The sequence below is a fragment of the Klebsiella sp. CN_Kp097 genome, from assembly GCF_040064495.1.
GTDB classification, from domain to species: domain Bacteria; phylum Pseudomonadota; class Gammaproteobacteria; order Enterobacterales; family Enterobacteriaceae; genus Klebsiella; species Klebsiella aerogenes.
This window is the reverse complement of sequence record NZ_JBEAIL010000005.1, coordinates 142,058-164,884: the sequence shown is the minus strand read 5'-3', so window position 1 is coordinate 164,884 and position 22,827 is coordinate 142,058. Positions and strand designations below refer to the sequence as shown.

Sequence of the window (22,827 nt, the reverse complement as noted above, 5' to 3'; positions counted from 1 at the left end):
TTTATCACTGAACAATTCAGAATTTATTAATGCGCCGCTTCCGGTTTGTGCTTCTGCGCGCTGTGGAAGCCGTAGGTCAGCACATTGTTGGCTTTATCCAACTCAACGGTGACCTGGCCGCCATCCACCAGCGAACCAAACAGCAGCTCGTTTGCCAGCGGTTTCTTCAGGTTGTCCTGAATCACCCGCGCCATTGGACGCGCGCCCATTGCCCGGTCATAGCCCTTCTCAGCCAGCCAGTCACGCGCTTCCTGACTCACTTCCAGCGATACGCCTTTCTGATCCAACTGTACCTGCAGTTCGACGATAAACTTATCGACTACCTGATGGATCACGGTGGTAGAGAGGTGATCGAACCAGATGATGTTGTCGAGACGGTTACGGAACTCCGGCGTAAAGATCTTTTTGATCTCTTCCATCGCATCGGTGCTGTTATCCTGCTGAATAAGACCAATCGATTTACGCTCGGTTTCACGCACCCCGGCGTTGGTGGTCATCACCAGCACCACGTTGCGGAAGTCCGCTTTACGGCCGTTGTTATCTGTCAGCGTACCGTTATCCATCACCTGCAGCAGGATATTGAAGACATCCGGATGCGCTTTTTCGATCTCATCAAGCAGCAGTACCGCGTGCGGATGTTTGATAACCGCATCGGTCAACAGCCCGCCCTGATCGAAACCGACGTATCCCGGAGGGGCGCCAATCAAACGGCTGACGGTATGACGTTCCATATACTCGGACATATCAAACCGCAGCAGTTCAATACCCAGCGCTTTCGCCAGCTGCACGGTGACTTCAGTTTTCCCAACCCCGGTCGGCCCGGCGAACAGGAAGGACCCAACCGGTTTATGCTCATGTCCAAGCCCGGCACGCGCCATTTTGATGGCTTCGGTAAGCGCTTCAATCGCTTTATCCTGACCAAAGACCAGCATTTTCAGGCGGTCGCCAAGGTTTTTCAGCGTATCGCGATCGCTGCGGGAGACGCTCTTCTCCGGGATACGCGCGATGCGCGCAACCACGGATTCGATATCCGCCACATTGACCGTTTTCTTACGCTTGCTGACCGGCATCAGCCGCGCCCGCGCGCCCGCTTCGTCGATCACGTCAATCGCCTTATCCGGCAGATGGCGATCGTTGATGTATTTCACCGCCAGCTCGACCGCCGCACGCACCGCTTTGGCGGTATAACGCACATCGTGGTGCGCTTCATACTTCGGTTTCAGGCCGTTGATGATCTGCACCGTCTCTTCGACAGAAGGCTCGGTCACGTCGATTTTCTGGAAACGACGCGCTAAGGCACGATCTTTTTCGAAGATGTTGCTGAACTCCTGGTAGGTCGTGGAGCCAATCACCCTGATCTTGCCGCCGGAAAGCAGCGGTTTAATCAGGTTAGCCGCATCAACCTGGCCGCCGGAGGCCGCCCCTGCGCCGATGATGGTATGGATCTCATCGATAAACAGGATGCTATTGGTATCCTGCTCAAGCTGTTTCAGCAACGCTTTAAAGCGTTTTTCAAAATCGCCGCGATATTTGGTTCCTGCCAGCAGCGAACCGATATCCAGCGAGTAAATAGTGCAATCCGCCATCACTTCCGGCACGTCGCCCTGGACGATACGCCAGGCGAGCCCTTCCGCAATCGCGGTCTTGCCGACGCCGGATTCTCCCACCAGCAGCGGGTTGTTCTTACGGCGGCGGCACAATACCTGAATAGCACGCTCCAGCTCTTTATCACGGCCGATCAGCGGATCGATACCGCCTACGCGCGCAAGCTGGTTGAGATTGGTGGTGAAGTTTTCCATACGATCCTCCCCGCCTGCTTGCTCTTCGTTACCCGGCTGGCTCGCATTGTTTTCCGAAGGCTGGCTGGGCTCGTCTTTGCGCGTGCCGTGAGAGATGAAATTCACCACATCAAGGCGGCTGACTTCATGTTTACGCAGCAGATAGGCGGCCTGCGACTCCTGCTCGCTGAAAATCGCGACCAGTACGTTAGCGCCGGTCACTTCGCTGCGACCGGAGGATTGGACGTGGAAAACCGCACGCTGCAGCACGCGCTGAAAGCTTAGCGTCGGCTGGGTGTCTCGCTCTTCTTCCGTAGCCGGAAGGACGGGAGTGGTCTGTTCGATGAAGGCTTCAAGTTCCTGACGCAAAGCGACCAGGTCCACGGAACAGGCTTCCAGCGCTTCGCGTGCCGAGGGGTTGCTGAGCAAAGCCAGCAACAAGTGCTCGACGGTCATAAATTCATGACGGTGCTCGCGCGCTCTGGCGAAAGCCATGTTTAAACTGAGTTCCAGTTCTTGATTGAGCATAGGCACCTCCCCCAATTTTCATGCCTGTAATCAGGCTTTCTCTAGCGTACACAGCAATGGATGCTCGTTCTCCTTGGCATACTGGTTCACCATAGCGACTTTGGTTTCCGCAACTTCGGCGGTAAAAACGCCGCAAATCGCCTTACCTTCATAGTGAACCGTGAGCATCAGTTGCGTTGCACGTTCTACATCATAAGAAAAGAATTTTTGTAACACGTCAATAACAAACTCCATTGGAGTGTAGTCATCATTGACTAATATCACTTTATACATAGATGGTGGTTTAAGCGCATCACGAACTTCATCTTCTACCAGTTGATCGAAGTCCAGCCAATCTCTCTTACTCATCGTCAATGTTCGTCATCGGTTGCTGTTGCCAACAGGCCGCGGCCTGTCGATGATCTGAGGTTATGCACGTTACAAATCTACAATAGATCATAGATAACTATCATCTATTGCTTCCATCCGCGACGCCTGTCACATTCCCCAGCAATAGCGTTAACTGCTTCAAATTTTGACGCATTTTTCACCGTCCACCCTCGTCAATTGCTTGACGCATTTCCGTATTTCTCTAAATTGTACTGGCGAGAGTTGGCGAGCAATTGTACAACTCGTGACTCCCTACCGGTTCATTCCATCTTACTTATAAAGATTTACGAAGGATGTCGAAGTATGGAAATGGGTACTGTTAAGTGGTTCAACAATGCCAAAGGGTTCGGTTTCATTTGCCCTGAGGGCGGCGGCGAAGACATTTTCGCCCATTACTCCACCATCCAGATGGATGGTTACAGAACGCTAAAAGCCGGGCAATCCGTTCGGTTTGATGTTCACCAGGGGCCGAAAGGCAATCACGCCAGCGTGATTGTTCCTGTGGAAGCAGAAACGGCTGCATAACTCTTTTGCTTCATTGTGTACATCCTGCTAATAAAATGCCAGTCCTTCTGACTGGCATTTTTATCACCTTACTCTCGTGCCAACGCATCCACAGGGTCTAATCGCGCGGCATTACGCGCCGGCAACCAGCCAAACAGCACCCCGGTCAACGTCGAACATAAAAATGCGGTCAATAGCGCCAGCGGCGAAAAACCGATTTCCCAACCGGGTAAGAACAGTTGCAAAATGAACGCAATCATCAACGATAAACTCACGCCGATGGCGCCGCCCACCAGACAAACCAGCACCGCTTCAATAAGAAACTGCTGCAGAACATCCCTGGCCCGGGCGCCAACCGCCATTCTGATGCCGATTTCACGGGTACGTTCCGTCACTGACACCAGCATGATATTCATCACCCCGATTCCGCCGACGACCAGCGCGATCACCGCCACCAGGGTCAGGAACAGCTGTAATGTATGTGTGGTCCTTTCCGCCGTTTTCAAGACACTGTCCATATTCCAGGTGAAAACATCTTTTTTGCCATGGCGGAGCTCCAGCAACCGCACCAGCTGCTGTTCAGCGGTGGCGCTATCGTAGCCCTCCTGCACGCGGACGGTTATCGAGTTTAACCACGATTGCCCCATCACCCGTCCGGCCATCGTGGAGTAAGGTAGCCAGACGCGAAGAATTTTGCTGCTGCCGAACATCGATTGCTTCTCATCGGCCACGCCGACAATCGTCGCCGGCATATTACCGACCAAAATCACCTCGCCAACCACTTTCGCCTTGTGAGGAAATAGCTGGCGGCGGGCATTGCTATCCAGCACCACCACCTGCGCCCGGCTATTCAGCTGCAGCTCATTGAACGTATTTCCCTCGCTGAACGTCATACCGTAAACATTGAAATATTGCGCGCCAACGCCTTCGGCGCTGGCGGCCACATCGATATTATTGGCGCGCAGGCGCAGGCTTTTCGATACCGCCGGCGTTGCAGAGCTCACCCACGGCTGTTTTTGAATTGCCAGCAGATCATCATATTTTAACGCCTGCTGATAACGCGGATCGTCATCGCCAAAATCTTTGCCGGGGTAAACATCGATGGTATTGGTGCCGATAGCGCGAATATCGGCTAAGACCAGTTGTTTCGCCGCATCGCCAACCACCACAATAGAGACCACCGAAGCGATACCAATAATGATGCCGAGCATAGTAAGCAGCGTACGCATTTTATTCGCCGCCATCGCCCGCCAGGCCATCACCAGCGCCTCGCGAAAACCGCTACTGAACTGACGCCAGACGGAAGGTTCCCCACGGGCTTCGGCGCGAAGCACGCCGCCTTTCTCCGACGATGACGGCGGCGGGTTACGCACAATTTCACCGTCGCGCAGCTCGATGATTCTCTCCGCCTGCGCCGCGACCTGCGGGTCGTGGGTGACGATAATCACCGTATGCCCTTGCGCCTTTAGCTGATGCAGGATGGCCATGACCTCTTCGCCTGAGCGGCTATCCAGCGCCCCGGTCGGTTCATCGGCGAGGATCACCTCACCGCCGTTCATCAGGGCGCGCGCAATACTCACGCGCTGCTGCTGGCCGCCGGATAGCTGCGACGGGAAGTATTCCGCTCGCTCGCCCAGACCTAATCGGGTGAGTAAATCTCGCGCCCGTTCAAGACGAATCCGGCGCTCTTTACCGGCATAGATAGCAGGGACCTCGACGTTTTGCGCCGCCGTGAGGTGCGATAACAGATGGTAACGCTGGAAAATAAAGCCGAAGTGCTCGCGGCGCAGCCTGGCCAGTTCATCGCCGCTCAGATGCGCCACATCGACCCCGGCAACCTGATAGGTGCCGCTGGTGGGCTTATCAAGGCAGCCAAGGATGTTCATCAGCGTCGATTTCCCGGACCCTGAAGCCCCGACGATCGCCACCATTTCCCCGGCGGCAATACTAAGGGTGATCCCCTTAAGCACGTCAACTTCACCGTCGCCAGAGGGGTAACTGCGGCGAATATCACGCAGTTCAAGCAGCGCCGTCATTTTGTCGCTCCGGGCGTGCTTTCGCTGATAATGACCTCATCGCCCTCTTCCAGCCCTTTCGCCACCGCCACATCGGTATCGTTACGCGCGCCAATAACGATTTCACGATCTTTCACTTCCCCGTTGCGCAGCAGGCGCACGTTATAGCGGTTATCGCCGATGGCGTCGCCCAGCGCGCTGAGGGGAATAGTAATCACGTTTTTCACTTCCGCTAGCTGGATATGCACCTGCGCAGTCATTTCAAGACGCAGGATCCCCTGCGGGTTAGGGACTTCAAAACGCGCATAATAAAATATGGCATCATTGACCTTTTCCGGCGTCGGCAGAATATCCTTCAGCGTACCTTCGTAACGAGTCAGAGGATCGCCGAGTACCGTAAACCAGGCTTTTTGTCCCGGCTTAAGATGGATCACGTCAGCTTCCGAAACCTGCGCTTTGACCAGCATGGTACTGAGGTCCGCCAGGGTCAGAATGTTTGGCGCCTGCTGGGCGGCAATCACCGTCTGTCCCTGCAGGGTGGTGATTTGCGTCACTTCACCGGACATCGGCGCCAGGATACGCGTATAGTCGAGGTTGGTTTTCGCGGTGTCGAGGGTCGCCTGGTTGCGTTTGATCTGCGCTTCGATGGTGCCGATTTGCGCCTCTTTCACCGCCACATCGGTGGCGGCGGTATCCAGATCCTGGCGAGAAACCAGCTGACGCTGCGCCAACTGCTGCTGGCGCGCTAATGTTACTTGCGCGAGCTTGCGTTCGGCCTGCGCCTGTTTCAACTGCGCGCGCAGTTCCATGAGCGTCGCGTCGACTTCTTTAATCTGGTTTTCCGCCTGCTCCGGGTCGATGACCCCCAGTAGCTGGTCTTTCTGCACTTTATCGCCAATATTGACGCGCAGCGTTTTCAACTGGCCGCTGACCTGGGCGCCGACGTCGACTTTACGCAGAGCATCTAATTTGCCCGTCGCCAGAACGCTCTGCTGCAGATCGCTTTTGCGCGCCACCAGCGTTTGATACTGCGGCAACGGCGCGTTAAGAATGCGCCATCCCCAGATGGCCGCTATCACTACCACTAACGCCAACAGCCACCAGACTTTCCTGCGTTTTCCATTCAATGTCATAAAAAAATTCCTGATCTTTTCCCCGCAGCTCGGACGATGATTCTATCTAAACCGCGTGACAACAGAACTTAATTTTTAGCAATCCTTCATTTTTGTTTAAGCGGTGTTAATCGGGGGGATGATGAAATGGCGAAAAAATAACAGAACCAGGAATGATCATGTCTTCAATTGCTGAAAATCCAGATTCCGAACTATCGCAACCTAAAACAGGCTGGAAACTTTTCTGCCGTCTCGCCAGCGGAGAGATAACGCCGGGACGTGCCTGGCGTAACCCGGCATACCGCCGCAAGTTTATTTTACGTTCATTGATGAAGCCATTTGCCACCGCGCAATTATTAAACGACCTGGCGCGTCAGCCTCAGCTTCCGGCCATGCTTAACGTACAGCCGGGTTTACCCTGCCGACTGCATCGTCCCTGGTTGTCGGTAAATTGCAGCCAACAGCAGATTCTGGATGCGCTCAATTTCCACTATCAAGCTATGAGTGAACAATTGACGCCGCTGGCGCTAAATGGGTATTTATCACGTGCGGGAACCCTGCTGGCGACTATCAGCGGTAAAGACGATCGGCAGTTTCGTATTGTGCTGCGCGCTGAGCCGAATCTCGATAAGGAAGGCGAAGCCACGCTAAGTTTCGTGACAGAAGAAGATATCGTACTTGCCGAACTCACCTTTACGCTTTGTCGACTGGAAGGCAAACGCGTCATGTGGATTGGCGGGCTTCAAGGTGCCAAAGCAAATGTATCGCATCAGTTGATACAAGATGCGACTAAAGCCTGTCATGGACTGTTCCCGAAACGACTGCTGGTGGAAGCGGCGATGTCAATGGGGCAATCATTCTCTGTTGAGCGCCTGCAGGCAGTGAGCAATACCACACATATTTATCGCAGTATTCGCTATCGCAAGAAAAAACAGGGATTACTGCATGCGGATTACGATAGTTTTTGGCAATCGTTAGGCGCGCATCCGCTGGCGAGCGGCGATTTCCAACTGCCGCTGGTCATGCCGCGTAAACCAATGGAAGAGATTGCCAGTAAAAAACGAGCGGAATACCGCCGTCGTTATGCCTTACTGGATAGCCTACAGCAACAGACCGTCGCATGCTGCCGCCCCTAATCAGCGCGACCACGCGCCAGCCACAGCACGCGGGAAAACATCTTTTTCAGTAATGTCGGGACGGCGTCTACTCCCCGCCGCCCGGCCTCCATCGCGACCTCTATCGCCAGATCGGGTTTCGATGAACGATGTATGGCTTTTGTTATCACCCGGCGCATGTTCATCGGCATATTATCCGGGATCTGCGCCACGCGATGGTAAACATCGTCGAACCCCTGACGATACATAAAGTGTTCCATGTCCATTGCCGGAAGCATGGTTAAGTGCACTCGTTCCAGTTCGTTATCATTGTTGAGCAGCCCACGTACCGTAGCGGCATACTTCTTACCGGCCTCATCACCATCTACCAACACATGCCATTCAATCCCCATCCGGCGGGCGAATTTTATCAGCGGCTTGAGCCCGGATTGGGCGAATTCAATCACCTTCACCCCTTCAGCATCGAAATGATGCCCGCACTGGCGCGCCAGTTCGTTGATAACCCAGGTTTCCGTTTCGCCTTCCACCAGCAACCAGCAGCGGGCAAACAGCGATGAGGCGCGGTTGAAGCGAATGTGAAACGCAATGCGGCGGCTATCTTCCGCATTCATCCCGCCGGGACCGAGCCGCCACGCCGAGACGCGGGACGATTCACGCACCAGGCGACACACCTGCTCAACCGGCGTCAACGACAAAAGCTCGCCGGAATTGGTCGTGGTCACTCGCTGCAGCGGTAGCAAATTCAATAAATGCCAGGCGACCGAGAGCATGATCGGATGCAGACGCGTTTCCGGGTCCTCAATCAGCAGCAGCGGCCGCGCATCGCGATCGAGTCGGACGGTTCCCTTCGCCTGTAATAAAGTGGAGAACAGCCCAAGCAGGATCACCCGATGACTGCGTCCGCCGGGTTTATCAATCATTCGGTTAATAATATCGAGATAGCGCCAGCTGCGTTGTTCGTCATGAGAACGGCGGCGCATCAGGCGATTGCGGCTTTGCGCGCTGCTCTGCTCGGCGAAATAATGTTCTAGCAGTTGCACCATCGCCGACAGCCCTTCGCGGATTTGCCCGTCGGTGAGATTTTGCGGGTGATTAACCAGCTCGCGGGAGAGAAAATCCAGCTGACGGGCGGTGATCTCAATTTGCGGCGAATGCGGCACGGTACCGTTGTGAATTCGGCGCATAAAGCGTGCGTCGCGCAGGCGCAATACCGGCATTAAGCGCACCAGGTGGCGCGCCAGTTCGTCGATATCTTGCATCTCCAGCGCCTCTCCCTGGCAGTTAATAAAACTACGCAGGGTCATCACGCTGCCGTCATCCGCCAGCTCACCCTCAAGGCGATAGAAAATGCGCTGATAGCCGTCATCACAGGGCACCCAGCAATCGCTAAGCGGACGAAAACGGCGCACGCGATGGCGCCCGGGTTCATTTTCACGGAAAGTTAAAATGATATGCAGATGATGCTCGCGTCCCTGAATATCGCCAGGTGGAAACCAGAAGTCATCGCGCACGAAATGGTACAGGTCAAATTCCGGCGATAACAGCAGCGTCAGAGCGTCCAGCAGGCTGGATTTACCCCAGGCGTTTTCGCCGATCAGCACATTGTTTTGCTCAAGCATCAACGATAAACGGTTGATACCGCGAAATCCGACGATCTCTACACGCTCAAGATGCATATCCCCTCCGCCTGGCCCACATTCTCCTTCAGTAATCAGTAGTATAGCGAGACGCACACGACATGGCACCCCCAGCGTCGCTGGCCGATAATTGAATCCAGAAATGAATGAGTTTGTAAGGTAACGGCTCTTGATTTCATATAATTAATAAATTAATTCATCTTCGGTAGTAGTTTATTTTTCAGCATTGTGTTCTACACTTGCATAAATCATGCATGGTGAAAGGAAAATCATCTCATTGCTCTAAATCAAATTACATCAATTTATTTAACTAGTCCGAGGGTGGCGTTCGTCCCTAAAATAGCGACGCTTTATTTTTATCGTCATCCTTTGCGTCGATAAATAAAGACCGGCACGTCATAACGTGTTCGTTTACATTATTATTTGAGGTGGTTATGTTCAGAAAATTAGCAGCAGAGTGCTTTGGCACATTCTGGCTCGTATTCGGCGGCTGCGGCAGCGCAGTGCTGGCGGCGGCTTTCCCGGAATTGGGAATTGGTTTTGCCGGCGTGGCTTTAGCCTTTGGTTTAACCGTATTAACCATGGCGTTCGCCGTGGGCCATATTTCCGGCGGTCACTTTAACCCGGCGGTGACGTTAGGTCTGTGGGCTGGCGGTCGTTTCCCGGCTAAAGACGTCATTGGTTATATTATCGCCCAGGTTGTCGGTGGTATTATTGCCGCCGCGGTGCTGTATGTTGTCGCCAGCGGTAAAGCCGGTTTTGACGCTGCAGCGAGCGGCTTCGCTTCAAACGGTTTCGGCGAACACTCTCCGGGTGGCTACTCCATGCTGTCCGCTATCGTTATCGAAATCGTGCTGACCTGCGGATTCCTGCTGGTCATTCACGGTGCGACCGATAAAAACGCCCCGGCGGGCTTTGCGCCGATTGCTATCGGCCTGGCGCTGACCCTTATCCACCTGATTAGCATTCCTGTGACCAATACGTCCGTTAACCCGGCGCGTAGCACCGCGGTCGCTATCTTCCAGGGCGGCTGGGCGCTGCAACAGCTGTGGCTGTTCTGGGTGATGCCAATTATCGGCGGTATCCTCGGCGGCGTACTGTATCGTACCCTGCTCGAAAAACGCGATTAACCCTCGCGAGAAGCCCGGCGACGCCGGGCTTTTTCTTTTTGCCGACAGCTTTACTCGGCCTGGCGAATTGGGTAGTGTCATTGGCGCTATTCTTAATTCGCAAGGACCATGCCGTTCATGTTTTCGGGACTATTAATCATTCTGCTGCCGTTGATTGTCGGCTATCTGATTCCGCTGCGTCACCCTTCCGCACTTAAACTGATTACCCGGCTGCTGAGCTGGATTGTTTACGTGATCCTCTTTTTCATGGGGATTAGCCTTGCTTTCCTCGATAATCTCAGCAGCAATCTGTTATCGATACTGCATTACTCCGCGGTAAGCATTGTGGTTATTATTCTGTGCAATATTGCCGCACTGCTATGGCTGGATAAAAAAATGCCGTGGCGGGTCAAGCATCGTCCGGAAAAATTACCCTCGCGCCTGGCGATGGCTCTCGAGTCGCTGCAGCTGCTTGGCGTCGTACTAATTGGTTTCCTGCTGGGGTTAAGCGGCCTCTCATTTTTACAACACGCGACTGAAGCCAGCGAATATACGTTAATTTTCTTGTTATTCCTTATCGGTATTCAGCTGCGTAATAATGGAATGACATTACGGCAAATTGTGCTTAATCGCCGCGGAATGATTGTCGCGGTAGTGGTCGCGGCCAGCTCATTATTTGGCGGAGTGATTAATGCCCTTATTCTTGGCCTGCCCATTAAAACCGGTCTGGCGATGGCGTCCGGCTTCGGCTGGTACTCCCTTTCCGGGATCCTAATGACCGAATCCTATGGCCCGGTCATTGGCAGCGCGACATTCTTTAACGATCTGGCCCGCGAACTGCTGGCTATTATGCTGATCCCCGGCATGGTATTGCGTAGCCGCTCCACCGCGCTTGGGCTGTGCGGCGCAACCTCAATGGACTTTACTCTACCGGTGCTACAGCGCTCCGGCGGCGTAGAAATCGTCCCTGCAGCTATCGTACACGGTTTTATCCTTAGTCTGCTGGTGCCGGTACTGATGGCGTTCTTCTCAGCCTGATCCCCCGTGGCGGTAGATTCCCTACCGCCAAAATTGCGCTAAATCAATCTCCCTTTAAGTTGTGTCAGAAATACCTTTTCTCCGTACAGCCACAGGCATAACCTTAAACATGTATCTAAAATATAACTTTAAAAGGTGTGATCATGTTTTGTGTGCAATGTGAACAAACTATCCGTACGCCGGCAGGAAATGGCTGTTCTTACGCGCAGGGTATGTGCGGTAAAACCGCTGAGACCTCTGATTTGCAGGATCTGTTGATTGCTTCTCTGCAGGGTCTGTCCGCATGGGCCGTTAAAGCGCGTGAATATGGCATCATCGATCATGAGGTGGATAATTTTGCCCCGCGCGCATTCTTCTCTACTTTGACCAACGTGAACTTCGACTCGCCGCGTATCGTTGGTTACGCCCGTCAGGCGATCGCCATGCGCGAGGCGCTGAAAGCGCAATGCCTGAATATTGATGCCAACGCTTCGGTCGACAGCCCGGTAGCCGATCTGCAACTGGTCAGCGATGATCTCGGCGATCTGCAGCGTCAGGCGGCGGACTATACGCCAAATAAAGACAAGGCCGCGATCGGCGAGAATATCCTCGGCCTGCGCCTGCTGTGCCTGTACGGCCTGAAAGGCGCCGCGGCCTATATGGAACACGCGCACGTGCTCGGTCAGTACGACAACGACATTTATGCCCAGTATCATAAAATCATGGCGTGGCTGGGTACCTGGCCTGCCGATATGAACGCTTTGCTGGAGTGTTCGATGGAAATCGGCCAGATGAACTTCAAAGTGATGAGTATCCTCGACGCCGGTGAAACCACGAAATATGGTCACCCAACGCCGACTCAGGTCAACGTTAAAGCCACCGAAGGTAAGTGCATCCTGATTTCCGGACACGACCTGAAAGATCTCTATAACCTGCTGGAGCAGACTGAAGGCACCGGCGTTAACGTCTATACCCACGGTGAAATGTTGCCGGCGCACGGTTATCCGGAGCTGCGTAAGTTCAAACACCTGATTGGCAACTACGGCAGCGGTTGGCAAAACCAGCAGGTTGAATTCGCCCGCTTCCCGGGCCCCATCGTGATGACCTCGAACTGCATCATCGACCCAACCGTCGGCGCCTACGACGACCGCATCTGGACCCGCAGCATCGTCGGCTGGCCGGGCGTCAATCATCTGGAAGGCGAAGATTTCTCCCCGGTTATCACCCAGGCACAGCAAATGGCAGGCTTCCCGTACAGCGAAATCCCGCATCTGATCACCGTCGGCTTCGGTCGCCAGACGCTGCTAGGCGCGGCGGATACGCTGATTGATCTGGTTAGCCGTGAAAAACTGCGTCACATCTTCCTCGTCGGCGGCTGCGACGGCGCGCGCGGCGAACGTAACTACTTCACCGATTTCGCTACCAGCGTACCGGACGACTGCCTGATTTTGACTCTCGCATGCGGTAAATACCGCTTCAACAAACTGGATTTCGGCGATATCGAAGGCCTGCCGCGTCTGGTTGACGCCGGTCAGTGTAACGATGCCTACTCGGCGATTATTCTCGCGGTAACGCTGGCGGAAAAACTGGGCTGTGGCGTAAACGATCTGCCGCTGTCGTTGGTGCTCTCCTGGTTCGAACAAAAAGCCATCGTCATCCTGCTGACGCTGCTGTCGCTGGGGGTGAAAAACATCGTCACCGGTCCGACCGCGCCAGGCTTCTTTACCCCGGACCTGCTGGCTATCCTCAACGAGAAATTTGGTCTGCGTTCCGTCACCACCGTAGAACAAGATATGCAGCAGTTGCTGAGCGCATAAGGAGTCACCGCATGACAATGCCAACCGATCAGTGCCCGTGGCGGATGCAGGTTCATCATATTCAGCAGGAAACGCCTGATGTGTGGACCATTTCGTTGCTGTGCCACGACTACTATCCCTATCGCGCCGGACAGTACGCGCTGGTCAGCGTGCGCCATTCGGCGGATACGCTGCGCGCCTACACCCTCTCCTCAACGCCGGGGGTCAGTGAATACATTACGCTGACCGTTCGTCGTATTGATGATGGCGCAGGCTCACAGTGGTTAACCCGCGATGTGAAACGCGGCGACTATATCTGGCTGTCGGACGCGATGGGCGAGTTTACCTGTGAAGATAAAACAACCGATCGTTTTCTGATGCTGGCCGCCGGCTGCGGCGTGACGCCGATTATGTCGATGCGCCGCTGGTTAGCGAAGTATCGTCCGCAGGCGGATGTGCAGGTTATCTTTAACGTGCGCTCGCCGAAAGATGTGATTTTTGCCGAAGAGTGGCGTCAGTATCCGGTGACGCTGGTAGCGGAACACGACGCGACGTCGGGCTTCGTCGCCGGTCGTCTCACCCGCGAGCTGCTGCAAAGCGTCCCGGACCTGGCGAGCCGCACCGTGATGACCTGCGGCCCGGCGCCTTATATGGAGATGGTCGAACAGGAAGTGACGGCGCTTGGCGTGACGCGTTTCTTTAAAGAGAAGTTCTTTACCCCGGTGGCGGAAGCCGCTACCGACGGATTGAAATTCACCAAGCTGCAGCCGGCGAAAACGTTCTACGCGCCGGTCGGCACCACGTTGCTGGAAGCGCTGGAGAGCAATAAAGTACCGGTGACCGTCGCCTGCCGCGCTGGCGTCTGCGGCTGCTGCAAAACCAAAGTGGTTGCCGGCGAATATAGCGTTACCAGCACCATGACGCTGACCGATGCCGAAATCGCCGACGGCTACGTGCTAGCCTGCTCCTGCCACCCGCAGAGCGATCTGGTTCTCGCCTGAGGTCAAAATCCCCAAAAGCGCTACGGTACATACCGCTTTCTGGGGCTACAGGACCGTTGGCCGGATAAGGCATTAATGCCTTATCCGGCACTTTTTTACCGCCAGGCCGACTGACCGGCCAACGAATAACGCCCAGCCCCTAATAGCGCAATCGCTAACGCGCCTATAAAGAAATAGACCAGGCTTTCAATCGCCCATGCACCGACGGCATCCAGCGCAAATGTCTTTCCTGTCCCAACCATCAGCCAGGCCACCGCCATGGTAAATGCCAGCACCAGCGCCGCCGGGCGCGTCAAGACGCCAAGAATAAGTAAACAAGGCGCGACGACTTCCCCCACCAGCACGCCGTAGGCAATGAACCCCGGTAGCCCTTTCGCGACCAGCATCCCGCTAATGCCATCCACGCCGTCGATGAGCTTATGCAGACCGTGAAACAACATTAAGCCGCCAACGGCAAGTCGTAACAAGAGTTTACCGGCATCTTCATGCGACAGCGTTTTATTTACTACGTTTAACAATCCCTTAACCATTTGATGTGCTTCCTGTTTTACACCCTGTGTGATCCCAGAGTATGCCCAATATTCCGCCAACAAAACCAGCGAAAAATAAGGGGCAATTGGCAACGTAACCTGTAGTTTCATCTAAGCTTGATAGCGTTATCACAAAAAGGAGATGGAAAACCATGAAACAGACCGTAGCGTCATATATTGCCAAAACGCTTGAACAGGCCGGCGTGAAACGTATTTGGGGAGTGACCGGGGATTCCCTCAACGGCTTGAGCGATAGCTTAAACCGCATGGGTACCATCGAATGGATGCCGACCCGCCATGAAGAGGTCGCCGCCTTTGCCGCCGGCGCGGAAGCACAGCTCACCGGCGAGCTGGCGGTGTGCGCCGGCTCCTGCGGGCCTGGCAACCTTCATCTGATTAACGGTCTGTTTGATTGCCATCGTAACCACGTACCGGTGCTGGCTATCGCCGCCCATATTCCGTCGAGCGAAATCGGCAGCGGTTATTTCCAGGAAACGCATCCGCAGGAGCTGTTCCGCGAATGTAGCCACTACTGCGAGCTGGTCTCCACACCGGAGCAAATTCCGCAAGTGCTGGCTATCGCCATGCGTAAGGCGGTGATTAACCGCGGCGTGTCGGTGGTGGTCCTGCCCGGCGACGTGGCGCTGAAACCGGCCCCGGAAAGCGCCAGCAGCCACTGGTATCACGCTCCGCAGCCCACGGTCACTCCGGCGGATGAAGAGCTGCACAAGCTGGCGCAGCTGATCCGATACTCGAGTAATATTGCCCTGATGTGCGGCAGCGGCTGCGCCGGCGCGCACCAGGAGCTGGTGGAGTTTGCGGCAAAAATTAAGGCCCCTGTCGTCCATGCCCTGCGCGGGAAAGAGCACGTCGAATACGACAATCCTTACGATGTTGGCATGACCGGGCTTATCGGCTTCTCTTCCGGTTTCCATACCATGATGAACGCCGACACGCTGATCCTGCTCGGCACCCAGTTCCCTTATCGCGCGTTCTACCCTACCGACGCCAAAATTATTCAGATCGACATCAACCCCGGTAGCATCGGCGCGCATAGTAAGGTCGACATGGCGCTGGTGGGCGATATCAAATCGACACTGAAAGCCCTGCTGCCGCTGCTGGAAGAGAAAACCGATCGTCGCTTCCTCGATAAAGCGCTGGAGGATTATCGCGAAGCGCGTAAAGGGCTTGACGATCTCGCCAAACCCAGCGAAAAAGCGCTCCATCCCCAGTATCTGGCGCAGCAGATTAGCCGCTTTGCCGACGACGACGCGATCTTTACCTGCGACGTCGGTACCCCCACCGTCTGGGCGGCGCGCTATCTGCAGATGAACGGCAAGCGCCGCCTGTTGGGTTCGTTTAACCACGGCTCGATGGCCAACGCCATGCCGCAGGCTATTGGCGCCAAAGCGACCGCGCCGAATCGCCAGGTCATCGCCATGTGCGGCGATGGCGGTTTCAGCATGCTGATGGGGGATTTTTTGTCGCTGGCACAGATGAAGCTGCCGGTGAAAATCGTTATTTTTAATAACAGCATTCTCGGCTTTGTAGCGATGGAGATGAAAGCCGGCGGCTATCTGACCGACGGTACCGAGCTGCACGACACTAATTTCGCCCGCATTGCCGAAGCCTGCGGGATCAAAGGGATACGCGTCGAGAAAGCCTCTGAGGTTGATGAGGCGCTGCAGACCGCCTTTAGCACCGACGGTCCGGTATTAGTCGATGTAGTGGTAGCGAAGGAAGAGCTGGCGATCCCGCCGCAAATTAAGCTGGAGCAGGCCAAAGGATTTAGCCTGTATATGCTGCGGGCGATTATCAGCGGACGCGGCGATGAAGTGATCGAACTGGCGAAAACCAACTGGCTCAGGTAAAACAATGCTATCACCCAGAATCAGAACAAGGATATGCCGTGATAGATCTTCGCAGTGATACCGTAACTCGCCCCGGGCGCGCCATGATGGAGGCCATGATGGCCGCCCCAGTCGGGGACGATGTGTATGGCGACGACCCAACCGTCAATGAACTCCAGCGCTATGCCGCTGAGCTTGCAGGCAAAGAGGCGGCGCTGTTTCTGCCTACCGGCACCCAGGCCAACCTCGTTGGCCTGCTTAGCCACTGCCAGCGCGGCGAAGAGTACATCGTCGGCCAGGGCGCGCATAACTATCTGTATGAAGCCGGCGGCGCAGCGGTGTTGGGCAGTATTCAGCCGCAGCCGATCGATGCCGCGGCGGACGGTTCGCTGCCGCTGGATAAAGTCGCGGCCAAAATTAAGCCCGACGATATCCATTTCGCCCCCACCCGCCTGTTAAGCCTGGAGAATACGCACAACGGTAAGGTGTTGCCGCGCGGCTATCTGCAAGAGGCCTGGACGTTCACCCGCCAGCGCAATCTGGCGCTACATGTCGATGGCGCGCGTATCTTCAACGCCGTTGTAGCGTACGGCTGCGAGCTGCGCGATATCGCGCAGTACTGTGATTCGTTCACTATTTGCCTGTCAAAAGGGCTCGGTACGCCGGTTGGTTCTCTGCTGCTGGGCAGCGAAGCGTACATCCGCCGCGCCATTCGCTGGCGTAAAATGGTCGGCGGCGGGATGCGTCAGGCAGGCATTCTGGCCGCTGCCGGTCTGTACGCTCTGCAGAATAACGTAGCCCGTCTGCAGGAGGATCACGACAACGCCGCGTGGATGGCGGAACAGCTACGCGCCGTCGGCGCTGATGTGATGCGTCACGATACCAACATGCTGTTCGTACGCGTCGGCGAGGAGCAGGCTCGGGCGCTCGGCGAATTCATGCAGGCTCGCGGCGTGTTGATCAACGCCTCGCCAGTCGTGCGTCTGGTCATGCATCTCGATGTTAATCGCCAGCAGTTGACGGAAGTGGTCGGTCACTGGCAAGCCTTTTTACAACGCTAAGGAGTCAGGCGTGTCGCAATCTATTCTGGTGCTTGGCGCCAGCGGCTATATTGGCCAGCATCTGGTGCGCGAATTAAGCGCACGAGGTTATCCGGTGTTGGCAGCGGCACGCCATATCGACAGGCTGCAGAAGCTCGATCTTCCCGACGTCACCTGCCACGCTATCGACCTCAATCAGCCGCAGGATCTCCCGGCACTGCTTCGCGGGGTCGATACTCTTTACTATCTGGTGCATGGCATGGGGGAAGGCGGCGATTTCATCGCCCATGAACGTCGGGTCGCCGTTAACGTGCGCGATGCCTTGCGTCAGACGCCGGTGCGCCAGGTGATATTTCTCAGCTCGCTGCAGGCTCCGGCGCAGGAGCAGTCCGACCATCTGCGCGCCCGTCAGGTGACGGCCGATGTCCTACGCGAGTCAGGGATCCCCGTTACCGAGTTACGGGCGGGTATCATCGTCGGCGCCGGATCCGCCGCTTTTGAAGTGATGCGCGACATGGTTTACAACCTGCCGGTGTTGACGCCGCCGCGCTGGGTACGCTCACGCACAACCCCCATCGCGCTGGAAAACCTGCTCTACTATCTGGTGGAGTTACTTAATCATCCGGCTCGCGAGCACCGCGTCTTCGAGGCCGCCGGCCCGGATATTCTCAGCTATCAGCAGCAGTTCACCCATTTTATGGCGGTCAGCGGCAAGCATCGCCTGTTGATCCCTATCCCCTTTCCGACCCGCTGGATTTCGGTGTGGTTCCTGAACGTCATCACCTCGGTGCCACCCACCATTGCTAAGGCGCTGATTCAGGGGCTAAAACACGATCTGATCGCCGACGATCGTTCGCTGCGCGCGCTGATCCCGCAAACCTTGATTCCCTTCGATCAGGCGGTGCGTCGTACTTTGAAAGAAGAAGAACAGCTGGTGAACTCCAGCGATTGGGGCTACGACGCTCAGGCTTTCGCCCGCTGGCGGCCGGAGTATGGCTACTACCCAAAGCAGGCTGGCTGCACCGTTAGCACCCAGGCAAGCCGTAAGTCGCTATGGCGAGTGGTGAACCAAATCGGCGGTAAAGAGGGTTATTTCTTCGGCAACATTCTGTGGAAAATCCGCGGCGCCATGGATCTGCTGGTCGGCCATCGTTTAGCCAAAGGGCGGCCGCAGCATGATTATCTGCAAACTGGCGATACGGTCGACAGTTGGAAAGTGATTATTGTGGAAGAAGAACAACAGCTAACCCTATTGTTTGGCATGAAAGCCCCCGGTCTTGGTCGTTTAAGCTTTACCATTAGCGATAAAGGCGACCATCGTGAACTGGACGTTCGCGCCTGGTGGCATCCGCACGGTATGCCCGGCCTGTTCTACTGGCTACTGATGATCCCGGCGCATCTGTTTATTTTTCGCGGCATGGCGCGACGCATCGCCCGCCAGGCCGAGCAAATCACAGGCAAAAACGAAGATTAAGCGTTATTCTTTCATGATTCTCATTGCATACTCGGGAGAATCACGGAAAAATGCGCACGAAATTCTTTTCTGGGACAGTAGATTGATATGAAGGTACTGGTTACCGGTGCGACCAGCGGATTAGGCCGTAATGCGGTGGAATATCTGCGCAACAAGGGCATCAGCGTGCGAGCGACCGGGCGCAACGAAGCGATGGGTAAGCTTCTGAGCAAAATGGGCGCGGAGTTTATTCCTGCCGATCTAACCGAACTGGTCTCTTCGCAGGCTAAAGTGATGCTCGCCGGTATTGATACGCTATGGCACTGTTCCAGCTTTACCTCGCCGTGGGGTACCCAGCAAGCCTTCGATTTAGCTAACGTTCGCGCAACGCGCCGCCTTGGCGAATGGTCCGTTGCCTGGGGCGTACGCAATTTCGTCCATATTTCATCGCCTTCGCTCTATTTCGATTATCACCACCATCGCGATATTCAGGAAGATTTCCGCCCACACCGCTTTGCCAATGAATTCGCCCGCAGCAAGGCGGCCAGCGAAGAGGTTATCAACCTGCTGGCGCAGGCGAACCCGCATACCCGTTTTACGATATTGCGCCCGCAAAGCCTGTTTGGGCCGCATGATAAGGTCTTTATTCCGCGAATGGTGCAAATGATGCGCCACTACGGCAGCGTGCTCTTGCCGCGCGGCGGTAACGCGCTGGTGGACATGACTTACTACGAAAACGCGGTGCATGCGATGTGGTTGGCCAGTCAGCCGCAGTGCGACCACTTACCTTCCGCGCGGGCGTGGAATATCAGCAACGGCGAGCCGCGGACGCTGCGCAGTATCGTGCAGAAGCTCATCGACGAGCTGGGCATCAAGTGCCGAATCCGCTCGGTGCCCTATCCGATGTTGGATATTATTGCCCGCAGCATGGAGCATTTCGGCAATAAATCGGCAAAAGAACCCGCTTTCACCCATTACGGCGTTTCGAAGCTCAATTTCGACTTTACCCTCGATATCAGCCGCGCTCAGCAGGAACTTGGCTATCAGCCGATCGTTACCCTCGATGAGGGGGTTACCCGCACCGCCGCGTGGTTAAAAGACCACGGTAAACTACACGATTAAAACCGACGCTTACGGCAGCAAGTCACCCGGTTTGCTGCCAATAGGCGAAATACGCGCGCCTGATTTATCGATATAAAACCACTGCCCGCCAATCATCGACGTATGCTCGCCATCACGCCGTGTATTGCAACCGTTACAGACCAGCGCTTTCCCTTCTTTAAACGGCCAGGCGAAGTCAAACTGCGGGATAATTACCGCCTGAAGCTGTGCATTATAAAAACCGACCTTACCCTGCTGGCGAGAACGCACCAGTCCTTCAGCAAATTCATCGCCGCCATTATCAAACGGCAGCAAAGACAGCGCCTCACTGCGATCGTTAAGTAAGTAATAGCGCCCACTACCTGGCCACTCAGCAGAACTGATATACAGCTGGTAAAGGCCATTAGCAGACAACGCAAGCCGAGATAAGCGCGGGGAAAACCGCGGCTCTCCATCAACCCAACTGGCGCAATTCACCAGGGTCTCCTCTTCTGCGCTGATTTTCGCTAAATACTTGCAGGAATAACTTTGTGCGGAAGCTACAGAGGTAAAACACATCGCCGCCAGCGCAAGACGCAATACATCCTTGTTCATTTTATTACTCCATCATCCTTGTCCATATTTTTCCAGCAACGCTTCGGCGATCGCCTGCGTTTGCGCATCGGCCACGCCGTCCCAGCGTGCCGGCCTGAAGTGCATCTGGAAGGCCATAATCACCCGTTTTTGCTGCGCCGGGGTCATCTCCGGGGTGACCTGATAGCCGTAGCGCGACAGCAGGTCTAACAATTCTCCGCTATCAACTGGCTGCCAGCCTGGACGCCCTTGCAAATAAAAGGCGACGCGTGAATCATCAGGCCAGGCGCCAATTCCCTGCTGCGCCAGCGCCCGCCACGGGAACAGCGGGCCAGGGTCGTCCTTGCGCTGCGGCGCGATATCGGCATGAGCCACGACATTTTGCGGCTGAATGTGATAGCGGGCGATGATATCTTTCGCCAGCGGGATAAGCGCGTCAATTTGCGCCGGATTAAATGGGGTAAACCTTTTTATATCGCCGTTTTTTTGCCAGCCGCGATTTTCCAGCTCAATACCGATAGAGGTATCGTTGATACGCGTGCTGCCGCGCCAGAAGCTGATACCGGCGTGCCAGGCTAAATCTTCCTCCGGCACCAGTTGCCAGATACGCGGTTTACCGTGGTGCAGAGGCGGCTGCTCGGGAATTAAATAGTGCGAACTAACCTCTTTATCGGTCAGGGTCGCCAGCGAGACATCAAAGTTATCGGCGGTATAGTGAATGACCAGGACTTTAATACGCGGATAGGCCGCCTGCGCCGGATGACGGGTATCCAACTGATAACCCTGTTTGTCGACAATACCCTGCTCCTGCGCACAGCCTGCCAGCAGCAAAGCGGCAAGCGCAAGCTGGATAATGCGCTTTGCTAATAAGACCATCGATTACGTCCTTCTTGCTTGGCTTTATACAGCGCAGCATCCGCCTGCGCGATTAACTCTGACGCCGGGACGCGCCCGTCCGAGGCGACAATACCCATACTGACCGTCACTAGCGGCCCGGCATCGGATTTGGCATGCGGCAGCGCCGCTTCGCGAATCTTCTGTTGGATCCGCTGCGCCACCGCCGTGGCGCTATCTAATGATTGCAGCGGCAGGACAATCACAAACTCCTCGCCGCCATAGCGCGCCACCATATCCTCCTGCGCGCGTACCGACATTTTCAGCACGGAGGCGATGCAGGAGAGGCAGTAATCTCCCGCCTGGTGACCGTAGTGATCGTTATAACGTTTAAAAAAGTCGACATCGAGGATGATCAGCGCCAGCGGCTCTTTACGTTCCCAGGCCTGCGCTAAAAAATTGTCCAGAGCCCGGCGGTTGGCGGTCGCCGTCAAGGCATCCTGATTCGCCATGTTTTCCAACCGATTAATCAGTTGCATGTTCTCCTGATGGGTTTTCCAGGCCTCGTCATACCAGCGCTGTAATATCTGCCGGCCATAAATCATAATGGCGGTGCATATTCCCCACAGAATCAGAAAACGTAAATCGACACCATGATGTATTTGCACGCCAGCGAGTAATGAAATACCCCATAAAGGAACAAGGTAAGCCACGAGGCCCACCGGAAAATAATAGAGCGCGGCAAGACCGGTGGTCATTAAAATAACCAGCAGCGGCCACGCGAACGGCAGCGACCATAAAATGATGAAGCAGTAACTACTCACCGACCAGCATAAACTGAGAATCAACAAAATAGCGGAAATCACTTTTGTGGCATAAATACCGCTTAATATCCGCCCGGAGATAACCATCATGCAAAGCGCCAGCGAGAAAACGATAATGGCCCCAAGCGCCATCTCCAGATAAGGAATAATATCCTGGTGAGTCAAGCTCTGATGATCGAACTCGGTGAACAGAACGTTGCGGAAGATGACCATCAAGGCAAAGGCGATATTGACGAACGCTAACCACGGCATGCTGCGCGACAGTGCATGTTTTTGCACATTTTCGCGATTGGCCCACAGCATTGCTCGATCCTGGCGCGGATCCAGCCGTTGTTCGGTCGGCATAGCTACTCCTTTTTTAGCGACTGGACAAGCAGTTGAGCTGCCCGCTGTGTCTTTCTCTTTATGATAAACCATCAACCCCGGAATGTCTGTTGCTGGCCGCTTCAGCCCCTCGCCGCTTAACGTCATTTTCAGCTAACGACAGATGAAAATGGTCTTAGGCTCCGACAACGTCTATTACGCAAAAAAAAGCAAGCATTATCAATGAGAACCCTGTCATCTTTTCTTTAAAAAATCGTTAATTTTAGGTCATAAAAATGCAGCATTTCGCTTGAAAAAAAGACGGGCTTGATTCAATC

Annotated in this window: 19 protein-coding genes; 10 read left to right on the top strand and 9 right to left on the bottom strand. The window is 55.0% G+C overall.

Annotated features, from left to right (window positions below; all coding sequences use genetic code 11):
* Window positions 1-26: 26 nt before the first annotated feature.
* Together clpA and clpS are read right to left on the bottom strand one after the other, a co-directional pair.
* A complete protein-coding gene (gene clpA, locus ABLV07_RS07525; protein ID WP_015367493.1) occupies window positions 27-2,306 on the bottom strand; it encodes an ATP-dependent Clp protease ATP-binding subunit ClpA in 2,280 nt (759 codons plus the stop codon).
* A 30-nt stretch (window positions 2,307-2,336) separates the two neighbouring features.
* Window positions 2,337-2,654: an ATP-dependent Clp protease adapter ClpS gene (clpS, locus tag ABLV07_RS07520; RefSeq protein WP_015367494.1), complete on the bottom strand. Its 318-nt coding sequence runs from the start codon at window positions 2,652-2,654 to the stop codon at window positions 2,337-2,339.
* Between the two features lie 324 nt (window positions 2,655-2,978).
* Here clpS and cspD point away from each other — a divergent pair, with 324 nt between their 5' ends.
* Window positions 2,979-3,200: a cold shock-like protein CspD gene (gene cspD / locus ABLV07_RS07515; RefSeq protein WP_015367495.1), complete on the top strand. Its 222-nt coding sequence runs from the start codon at window positions 2,979-2,981 to the stop codon at window positions 3,198-3,200.
* A gap of 68 nt (window positions 3,201-3,268) precedes the next feature.
* On the opposite strand, the gene macB is transcribed toward cspD, so the two are convergent.
* Together macB and macA are read right to left on the bottom strand one after the other, a co-directional pair.
* On the bottom strand, window positions 3,269-5,215 hold the full coding sequence (gene macB / locus ABLV07_RS07510) for a macrolide ABC transporter ATP-binding protein/permease MacB (RefSeq protein WP_015704872.1): 1,947 nt from the start codon (window positions 5,213-5,215) through the stop codon (window positions 3,269-3,271).
* Entirely contained in the window at window positions 5,212-6,327 is a 1,116-nt protein-coding gene (gene macA, locus ABLV07_RS07505) for a macrolide transporter subunit MacA (protein WP_126027599.1), read from the bottom strand. Before macA ends, macB begins: the two co-directional genes overlap by 4 nt.
* 158 nt (window positions 6,328-6,485) lie before the next feature.
* Between macA and ABLV07_RS07500 the strand changes: the two genes are divergently transcribed.
* A complete protein-coding gene (locus ABLV07_RS07500) occupies window positions 6,486-7,442 on the top strand; it encodes a VirK/YbjX family protein (RefSeq protein ID WP_049034527.1) in 957 nt (318 codons plus the stop codon).
* Here the strand turns inward: ABLV07_RS07500 and ABLV07_RS07495 are convergent.
* The gene (locus ABLV07_RS07495) at window positions 7,439-9,097 is read right to left on the bottom strand and encodes an ATP-dependent endonuclease (protein WP_126027598.1); all 1,659 of its coding nucleotides are present in this window, start codon (window positions 9,095-9,097) and stop codon (window positions 7,439-7,441) included. The genes ABLV07_RS07500 and ABLV07_RS07495 overlap by 4 nt on opposite strands.
* A 395-nt stretch (window positions 9,098-9,492) precedes the next feature.
* Between ABLV07_RS07495 and aqpZ the strand changes: the two genes are divergently transcribed.
* From aqpZ to hcr, 4 genes are all read left to right on the top strand, one after another.
* The gene (aqpZ, locus tag ABLV07_RS07490) at window positions 9,493-10,188 is read left to right on the top strand and encodes an aquaporin Z (protein ID WP_015367500.1); all 696 of its coding nucleotides are present in this window, start codon (window positions 9,493-9,495) and stop codon (window positions 10,186-10,188) included.
* A 117-nt stretch (window positions 10,189-10,305) separates the two neighbouring features.
* Entirely contained in the window at window positions 10,306-11,205 is a 900-nt protein-coding gene (locus ABLV07_RS07485; protein ID WP_015367501.1) for a lysine exporter LysO family protein, read from the top strand.
* A gap of 143 nt (window positions 11,206-11,348) precedes the next feature.
* Window positions 11,349-13,001, top strand: a complete 1,653-nt coding sequence (gene hcp / locus ABLV07_RS07480; RefSeq protein WP_015704869.1) for a hydroxylamine reductase — start codon at window positions 11,349-11,351, stop codon at window positions 12,999-13,001.
* An 11-nt stretch (window positions 13,002-13,012) separates the two neighbouring features.
* A complete protein-coding gene (hcr, locus tag ABLV07_RS07475; RefSeq protein WP_047041990.1) occupies window positions 13,013-13,981 on the top strand; it encodes an NADH oxidoreductase in 969 nt (322 codons plus the stop codon).
* Between the two features lie 95 nt (window positions 13,982-14,076).
* Here the strand turns inward: hcr and ABLV07_RS07470 are convergent, their stop codons facing one another.
* Complete coding sequence (locus ABLV07_RS07470) at window positions 14,077-14,511, bottom strand: DoxX family protein (RefSeq protein ID WP_046883514.1); 435 nt, start codon at window positions 14,509-14,511, stop codon at window positions 14,077-14,079.
* Between the two features lie 152 nt (window positions 14,512-14,663).
* Here ABLV07_RS07470 and poxB point away from each other — a divergent pair, with 152 nt between their 5' ends.
* From poxB to ABLV07_RS07450, 4 genes are all read left to right on the top strand, one after another.
* Window positions 14,664-16,382 carry a ubiquinone-dependent pyruvate dehydrogenase gene (gene poxB / locus ABLV07_RS07465; protein ID WP_015704865.1) on the top strand — a complete coding sequence of 573 codons (1,719 nt, stop codon included), beginning with the start codon at window positions 14,664-14,666 and terminating at the stop codon, window positions 16,380-16,382.
* A 38-nt stretch (window positions 16,383-16,420) separates the two neighbouring features.
* The gene (gene ltaE, locus ABLV07_RS07460; RefSeq protein ID WP_015704864.1) at window positions 16,421-17,422 is read left to right on the top strand and encodes a low-specificity L-threonine aldolase; all 1,002 of its coding nucleotides are present in this window, start codon (window positions 16,421-16,423) and stop codon (window positions 17,420-17,422) included.
* A gap of 10 nt (window positions 17,423-17,432) precedes the next feature.
* On the top strand, window positions 17,433-18,875 hold the full coding sequence (locus ABLV07_RS07455) for an SDR family oxidoreductase (RefSeq protein WP_049034523.1): 1,443 nt from the start codon (window positions 17,433-17,435) through the stop codon (window positions 18,873-18,875).
* 87 nt (window positions 18,876-18,962) lie between these two features.
* The gene (locus tag ABLV07_RS07450) at window positions 18,963-19,976 is read left to right on the top strand and encodes an NAD(P)-dependent oxidoreductase (protein ID WP_015367508.1); all 1,014 of its coding nucleotides are present in this window, start codon (window positions 18,963-18,965) and stop codon (window positions 19,974-19,976) included.
* A 9-nt stretch (window positions 19,977-19,985) separates the two neighbouring features.
* On the opposite strand, the gene ABLV07_RS07445 is transcribed toward ABLV07_RS07450, so the two are convergent.
* Genes ABLV07_RS07445 through ABLV07_RS07435 form a run of 3 tightly spaced genes read right to left on the bottom strand, consistent with a single transcriptional unit; the run spans window position 19,986 to window position 22,531 of the window.
* Window positions 19,986-20,549, bottom strand: a complete 564-nt coding sequence (locus ABLV07_RS07445) for a WG repeat-containing protein (RefSeq protein ID WP_015367509.1) — start codon at window positions 20,547-20,549, stop codon at window positions 19,986-19,988.
* Between the two features lie 12 nt (window positions 20,550-20,561).
* Entirely contained in the window at window positions 20,562-21,404 is an 843-nt protein-coding gene (locus ABLV07_RS07440) for an N-acetylmuramoyl-L-alanine amidase (RefSeq protein WP_045359964.1), read from the bottom strand.
* On the bottom strand, window positions 21,392-22,531 hold the full coding sequence (locus ABLV07_RS07435; protein WP_015367511.1) for a GGDEF domain-containing protein: 1,140 nt from the start codon (window positions 22,529-22,531) through the stop codon (window positions 21,392-21,394). Before ABLV07_RS07435 ends, ABLV07_RS07440 begins: the two co-directional genes overlap by 13 nt.
* Between the last annotated feature and the right edge of the window lie 296 nt (window positions 22,532-22,827).

What these genes read in the sequence shown, in the direction of transcription:
- ABLV07_RS07470 (WP_046883514.1), bottom strand. Translation starts at nt 14,511, where the DNA reads ATGGTTAAGGGATTGTTAAACGTAGTAAATAAAACGCTGTCGCATGAA.
- hcr (WP_047041990.1), top strand. Translation starts at nt 13,013, where the DNA reads ATGACAATGCCAACCGATCAGTGCCCGTGGCGGATGCAGGTTCATCAT.
- clpS (WP_015367494.1), bottom strand. Translation starts at nt 2,654, where the DNA reads ATGAGTAAGAGAGATTGGCTGGACTTCGATCAACTGGTAGAAGATGAA.
- hcp (WP_015704869.1), top strand. Translation starts at nt 11,349, where the DNA reads ATGTTTTGTGTGCAATGTGAACAAACTATCCGTACGCCGGCAGGAAAT.
- poxB (WP_015704865.1), top strand. Translation starts at nt 14,664, where the DNA reads ATGAAACAGACCGTAGCGTCATATATTGCCAAAACGCTTGAACAGGCC.
- cspD (WP_015367495.1), top strand. Translation starts at nt 2,979, where the DNA reads ATGGAAATGGGTACTGTTAAGTGGTTCAACAATGCCAAAGGGTTCGGT.
- ABLV07_RS07485 (WP_015367501.1), top strand. Translation starts at nt 10,306, where the DNA reads ATGTTTTCGGGACTATTAATCATTCTGCTGCCGTTGATTGTCGGCTAT.
- ABLV07_RS07450 (WP_015367508.1), top strand. Translation starts at nt 18,963, where the DNA reads ATGAAGGTACTGGTTACCGGTGCGACCAGCGGATTAGGCCGTAATGCG.
- ABLV07_RS07435 (WP_015367511.1), bottom strand. Translation starts at nt 22,531, where the DNA reads ATGCCGACCGAACAACGGCTGGATCCGCGCCAGGATCGAGCAATGCTG.
- ABLV07_RS07440 (WP_045359964.1), bottom strand. Translation starts at nt 21,404, where the DNA reads ATGGTCTTATTAGCAAAGCGCATTATCCAGCTTGCGCTTGCCGCTTTG.
- clpA (WP_015367493.1), bottom strand. Translation starts at nt 2,306, where the DNA reads ATGCTCAATCAAGAACTGGAACTCAGTTTAAACATGGCTTTCGCCAGA.
- macA (WP_126027599.1), bottom strand. Translation starts at nt 6,327, where the DNA reads ATGACATTGAATGGAAAACGCAGGAAAGTCTGGTGGCTGTTGGCGTTA.
- macB (WP_015704872.1), bottom strand. Translation starts at nt 5,215, where the DNA reads ATGACGGCGCTGCTTGAACTGCGTGATATTCGCCGCAGTTACCCCTCT.
- ABLV07_RS07500 (WP_049034527.1), top strand. Translation starts at nt 6,486, where the DNA reads ATGTCTTCAATTGCTGAAAATCCAGATTCCGAACTATCGCAACCTAAA.
- ABLV07_RS07495 (WP_126027598.1), bottom strand. Translation starts at nt 9,097, where the DNA reads ATGCATCTTGAGCGTGTAGAGATCGTCGGATTTCGCGGTATCAACCGT.
- aqpZ (WP_015367500.1), top strand. Translation starts at nt 9,493, where the DNA reads ATGTTCAGAAAATTAGCAGCAGAGTGCTTTGGCACATTCTGGCTCGTA.
- ABLV07_RS07445 (WP_015367509.1), bottom strand. Translation starts at nt 20,549, where the DNA reads ATGAACAAGGATGTATTGCGTCTTGCGCTGGCGGCGATGTGTTTTACC.